Here is a 5,355-nt window from a genome sequence, read left to right on the forward strand (position 1 = left end):
CAGGAATAATCAACGCAACAGCATTCAAAAACTGCTATTCGGTGAGCTTGTTTACTAAGCAAAGTGAAATCGAAGCCCTGGTTGATGCCATCCGGCAAGGCACGGCCTTGGTCTGGCAACCCATCGACAAGCATTAGAAGATTCTACGCTTTATACCTTGAGTAAGAACTATTTTGATGCGATATGCCTGGACTTTCCAGGTATGGAAACCTTTTTTCGCTTATTGATACGTGAATTAATCCGTAAAGAAAGCAACTTCTTTCTTGCGGAAAAATGAGGTAACTAGTTTAGGGTCGCCGTGTAAGCGCTCCATTTGCTTAAGTACTGCTGCCTGAAACTGCTCTAACGAGGTGAACAACTGGTTCTTTAGACTTCGCTTTAGATGGCTCCAGAGTAACTCCACTGGGTTCAATTCAGGACTGTAAGCCGGTAGCCGTTCCAGATGAACTCGCCCTGGTTTACAGCTTAAAAATGCTTTGACTGCTTGACTACGGTGAATACTAGCCCCATCCCAGATCACCAATAGGTTGGACTTGCGATAGCGACTACAAAGCTTATTCAAAAAACACACTATTTCATCGCTGATTAAAGGCCGATCCTGAACGGCCAGATACAACCGGCCGTTAGGGGCGATGGCTGCGATCAGACTCAAATGAGTACGCCCGGCTTGCTCCGCAACCACTGGTGTTCGCCCACAGGGTGCCCGCGTATGAAGCTACCAGGGGTAATAGATGGCAGGCAGCATCGTCACTATAGACGATAACTCTATCCTCAGCCTTGGCTTTTTTTAAGTTCAGCTAGCCACTCCTGCCGCCAGTGGGTAACAGCCTGAGCATCCTGCTGACGGTCTTTTCTTTGAGGTTTCTGCCGACTCCATCCTACTTTTTTAAGTAGACGCCCTACTTGGGAGAGATCATAGCTTAAGCCAAAACATGTCTTGATAACCTCGTTGACACGCGGCCTGGTCCAAACAGCTCCTGAAAATCCGTGGTGCTCTATCCCTTTATTAAGTTGGTTAACCAAGTCGACCAATTGTTGGCTCGACAAGCGAGCAGGTGCACCTATCCGTTTACCTTCCTGCTACCCTACAGTGCCTTTTTGTTGATATTTGGTCAGGGTTCGACTGACCCAGCCTTGAGTTAGACCAAACGCCTGAGCTATAGCTTGCTGCTTCCAACCGGCTTGTTCGAGTTCGACACAACGTCGCCGTAAAGCTTCATAATCACTTTGTTTGTAGCTGGCCATAATAACAATAAGGTACAAATATTACAGACTTACTCACGAATCAATAACAGAATATCATTTTACTACCTTTGCAAAATGTTCAAAACCATATCCATTAGTGACCTTATCAACCAACCTCATAGACAGGTTGATTTTCTTGTGGACAAATTTGAAGATATGGTAGAACCTGAAAATATTGAGTTTCCACATAAGCACAATTTTTACGAAATTTTGTGGATTACAAAAGGCAATAGCAATCAAAATATTAACTATAAAAACTATACAATTTCAGAAAATACTTTATTTTTTATTTCGCCTAGTCAATTGCACATGTTTGAAAAGTGGGAAAACATTAAAGGGTTTGTTGTTTTATTTACAGAACAATTTTTCCTTCAAATATTTCAAAATAAAAACATTCTTTTTGAGATTTCCTATTTAGATAATCTTCACGAAAATCCATTTTTACAACTAAAAAAAGAAGACATCAATACTGTTCAGCCTGTTATTGATTTACTCTACTATGAATGTAAAAGCATTGAACAATCAACCGAAACAGTGCAAGCATTATTGTTAATATTGTTGAGACGAATCCAGAAATTATTTTCTATACAAAGCTATCAAAAAAGCAGCAACCAACAAATTGTAATTTTCAAACAATTTAAAAATTTAGTAGAGGTAAATTTCGCTAAAAGCATTCCTATTTCTCAATACGCTTCTCTATTAAATATATCAGCACATCAATTAAACTCATTTGTAAAAGCAACCAGTGGAAAAACTACCACTGAAATAATAAAAGAACGAGTTGTTTTAGAAGCTCAACAATTACTAAATTTTTCAGAATTCACAATAAGCCAAATTTCTTACAAACTCGGTTTTGAAGATAGTAGCTACTTTGCGCGATACTTCAAAAAACATACCGGACTTTCACCACAAGATTTTAGAAAAACCCTTTCCTAAAAGTACTGATAAATCTACGTTTTGTCCTAACAAATTCGGCTCTTTGGTTCTCATCTTTGCAGTATCAAATTTCATAATACCAATTCTGGATCATCATGTCGTGTTCTTCAATCGCGGCACATCCTATTTATGTCCTGACGATCATATGGTTAACTTTCTAAAAATACGACATTAATACCCTGAATTGGTATAATTATGACACTCGAAGAAAAAGGACGTATCGTTCCTCCTCCAACAATGAGTGCTTACCCACAAATGGTAAGCCTTGTAATTCAACAATGGAAAAATATTATTTCAGCATCTCATTGGGATTTGTATGATAACTCAAAAGTTGATGGAGCGGATTTTTATGTAGGCAAAAATGAATTGGGACACATTCACTTAGACGGTTCAGTTCACTTGGCAACAACTTATGAATTACGAATACCATTAATTGAAAATAATCTTGCACAAAAATTTTCTTATGGTGGTGAATACGAAGGTTGGGTACAATTCAAAATCCCAACTAAAAACGATGCAAAACAAGCAATATGGCTTTTTCAATTAAATTATGAAAGGCTTATGGGTATTCCTATTGAAACTTTAATTTATAAAATAAACAAACAAAACATCAATTAAAATGTCAAAAAAAGTAATCGTTTTTGGAGCAACAGGCTTAATGGGAAAACAAATCGTAAAGGAAAATTTAAAAGTAGGAAATGAAGTAACAGTCTACATCCGCCAAACTGAATATCCTGAAAACATAAACATTATAACAGGAGATCTCAATGATGAAAGCAAAATTACTGAAGCCATAAAAGGTTTTGATGTAATTGTTTCTGCAATTGGAAACCGAAACTATGAAGACCCAACAATGGTAGTTGCACCTGTTGGAAAATTATTATCAAAATCTGTTTCGGATAATCAAAGATTAATTTTAGTATTTGGTTCAGGACTTACATTACACAACAACAAAACATTGCGTAGAGATTTACCAGGGCAACCAGAATTTTTGAAAAACCAAAGAGCTGACCATTGGGAAGCCTACATCAACATTGCACCATTAGATATTAACTATCTTTTCATCTGCCCAACAATGGTGGCAGAGGGCGATGCCGATAAAAATTATCTATCACAAGAAAATTATTTCCCGAAAAGTGAAGCAAAACAAATTTTTTCAGGAAACGTGGGGCATTTTATCGCAACAGAAATTGTGGAAAATAAATACAACAAAACAAGGATAGGATTAGTAAACAATTAATTAAATAATAAAAATGAAAAAATCAATTTTAATCACAGCACTTGCATTTTTTGCAATGTTCAATTTATCAAATGCTCAAACAAAAAAATCTAAAACGATGAAAATCGTACTTGTAGTTTCAAACCAAGTAAAATCAGAAACAACAGGGTATCCAATTGGTTTTTGGTTATCCGAATTAGCACAACCGTATCAAACCTTTAAAGAAGCAGGTTATGACATTACAATCGCATCACCTGATGGCGGAAAAATTATTTTTGATGGATGGAGCGACCCCGAAAGTCCAAACGTAAGAGAGTTGGATTTGGTAAGCACGGGATTCAAACACCATTCTAAAACCGTTGCCTTAATGGAAAATACTGTTAAATTAGAGGAGGTAAAAGCCGAAAATTTTGATGGAATATTTGTCGTAGGTGGTTTGGGGCCGATGCAAACTTTTTACAACAATGAAAAATTACATCAATTCTTTGTCCAGTTTTACGAAGAAGGAAAAGCATCAGCCACTATTTGCCACGGTTCTTGTATTTTATTAAAAACAAAATTGAGCAATGGAAAATTATTAGCCGAAGGTAAAAAATGGACTGGATTTTGTAACTCAGAAGAGGATATTGTAGACAAAAATGCAGGAAAAAAAATGCAACCATTTAGGATAGAAGACGAAGCCAAAAAAATGAATACGAAATATGTTACAGGTTCATCGCCTTATAAATCATTTGCCGTAGCAGACGGAAATTTAATAAGTGGACAACAAGGAAGTAGCGGAAAAGAAACAGCAGAACTGGTGGTTAAATTCTTAACTAAAAAATAATGAAAAAATTTGTTTTTACGGTAATTGTTGTGTGTGCAACGATTGCCGTTTCTTGTAATAAAGTAAAAAATAAAATGGCAAATAATTATATAACCGAGAAAGTAAAATTTAAAAGTAACAACCAAAATGTAGCTGGACTTTTGTGCAATTATAAAAGTAATGAGAAGAAACCAGCAGTAGTTATTTTGGGACCAATATGTTCTGTAAAAGAGCAATCGCCAATTCAATATGCTACAAGATTAGCCGAAAAGGGTTTTGTAGCTTTATGTTTTGATGCAAGGAATTATGGCGAAAGTGAAGGAAAACCGAGACAATTTGAAAGTTTAAAAAATAAAGAAGAGGATGTGAAATCGGCTATTGATTATTTGCTTTCAAGAAGTGATGTTGATGCTGGCAAAATTTTTATTGTTGGTGTCTGCAACGGTGCCAATGAAATGATGCAAGTAAGTATTGATGACAAACGAGTAAAAGCTGTGGCGTTGGTTTCGGGCAATTATTTAATAAAAGAAAATATGATTAATCTTTTAGGTAATGAAAGTATTTGGAATAATCATTTGCAAAGAGCAGTAATAGCTAAAGAAAAATTTAAAAACACAGGCAAAGCAGATTATATAAAAATAGTTGATAGTATAGGCACAGAACAACTCTTGCCACCTTTGCCGATTTATGGGTGGTATCATCCTTGGGAAAATAAAGCACCATATTTTACATATCGTGGTGGTTGGCAAAACAAAGTGACAGCAATGAGCGAATTTGAAACATTGAATTTTGATGCGTTAGCCACTTCAAAAAAAATATTTAAACCTACTTTGGTTATTCACGGAGAAATGAGTGATGGTGGTTATGAGTTTGCCAAACAAATTTTTATTTCAATTCCAACACAAAACAAAAAATCGGTTTGGATTGACAATACCGTTCACTTTCAATTTTATGACGACCCAATTATTATTGGACAATCAGTAAATGAAATTTCAGATTGGTTTAATCAAAACATCAAATAAAAAAAATGAGCAGCGCAATAATTCTTTCCGACAGCAGAGTAGTAAACACATCGACCAAAAATGCTTATCAAAAATTAATAGATCCAGCCGAGCAAGTAAAATGGAATTCACTTTATTTAGAAGCAACA

8 protein-coding genes are annotated in these 5,355 nt (G+C 35.7%); 5 read left to right on the top strand and 3 right to left on the bottom strand.

The genetic code is table 11. The features are described 5' to 3' along the window. Positions 1–235: 235 nt before the first annotated feature. From ACYVFD_RS35865 to ACYVFD_RS35875, 3 genes are all read right to left on the bottom strand, one after another. Positions 236–682 carry an IS630 family transposase gene (locus ACYVFD_RS35865; RefSeq protein ID WP_338877496.1) on the bottom strand — a complete coding sequence of 149 codons (447 nt, stop codon included), beginning with the start codon at positions 680–682 and terminating at the stop codon, positions 236–238. Positions 683–771: 89 nt separating this feature from the next. After that, complete coding sequence (locus ACYVFD_RS35870; protein ID WP_338877497.1) at positions 772–1,047, bottom strand: helix-turn-helix domain-containing protein; 276 nt, start codon at positions 1,045–1,047, stop codon at positions 772–774. 33 nt (positions 1,048–1,080) lie between these two features. Continuing rightward, positions 1,081–1,245, bottom strand: coding sequence for a helix-turn-helix domain-containing protein (locus ACYVFD_RS35875; RefSeq protein ID WP_338877498.1), 165 nt, complete (start codon positions 1,243–1,245; stop codon positions 1,081–1,083). Positions 1,246–1,320: 75 nt separating this feature from the next. On the opposite strand from ACYVFD_RS35875, the gene ACYVFD_RS35880 reads away from it, so the two are divergent. The 5 genes from ACYVFD_RS35880 (at position 1,321) to ACYVFD_RS35900 (ending at position 5,227) form a co-directional block, all read left to right on the top strand. Further along, complete coding sequence (locus tag ACYVFD_RS35880) at positions 1,321–2,181, top strand: AraC family transcriptional regulator (RefSeq protein WP_338877499.1); 861 nt, start codon at positions 1,321–1,323, stop codon at positions 2,179–2,181. Between the two features lie 195 nt (positions 2,182–2,376). Next, positions 2,377–2,799 (top strand): luciferase domain-containing protein, encoded by a 423-nt coding sequence (locus ACYVFD_RS35885; RefSeq protein WP_338877501.1) that lies wholly within the window; start codon positions 2,377–2,379, stop codon positions 2,797–2,799. A gap of 1 nt (position 2,800) precedes the next feature. Then, a complete protein-coding gene (locus ACYVFD_RS35890) occupies positions 2,801–3,421 on the top strand; it encodes an NAD(P)-dependent oxidoreductase (RefSeq protein WP_338877502.1) in 621 nt (206 codons plus the stop codon). 13 nt (positions 3,422–3,434) lie between these two features. Beyond that, entirely contained in the window at positions 3,435–4,226 is a 792-nt protein-coding gene (locus ACYVFD_RS35895; RefSeq protein WP_338877503.1) for a type 1 glutamine amidotransferase domain-containing protein, read from the top strand. Next, the gene (locus tag ACYVFD_RS35900; RefSeq protein WP_461095440.1) at positions 4,226–5,227 is read left to right on the top strand and encodes an alpha/beta hydrolase; all 1,002 of its coding nucleotides are present in this window, start codon (positions 4,226–4,228) and stop codon (positions 5,225–5,227) included. The genes ACYVFD_RS35895 and ACYVFD_RS35900 overlap by 1 nt, the downstream gene beginning before the upstream one ends. The last annotated feature ends 128 nt before the right edge of the window (positions 5,228–5,355 follow it).

It is taken from the genome of Spirosoma gilvum, from assembly GCF_054776815.1.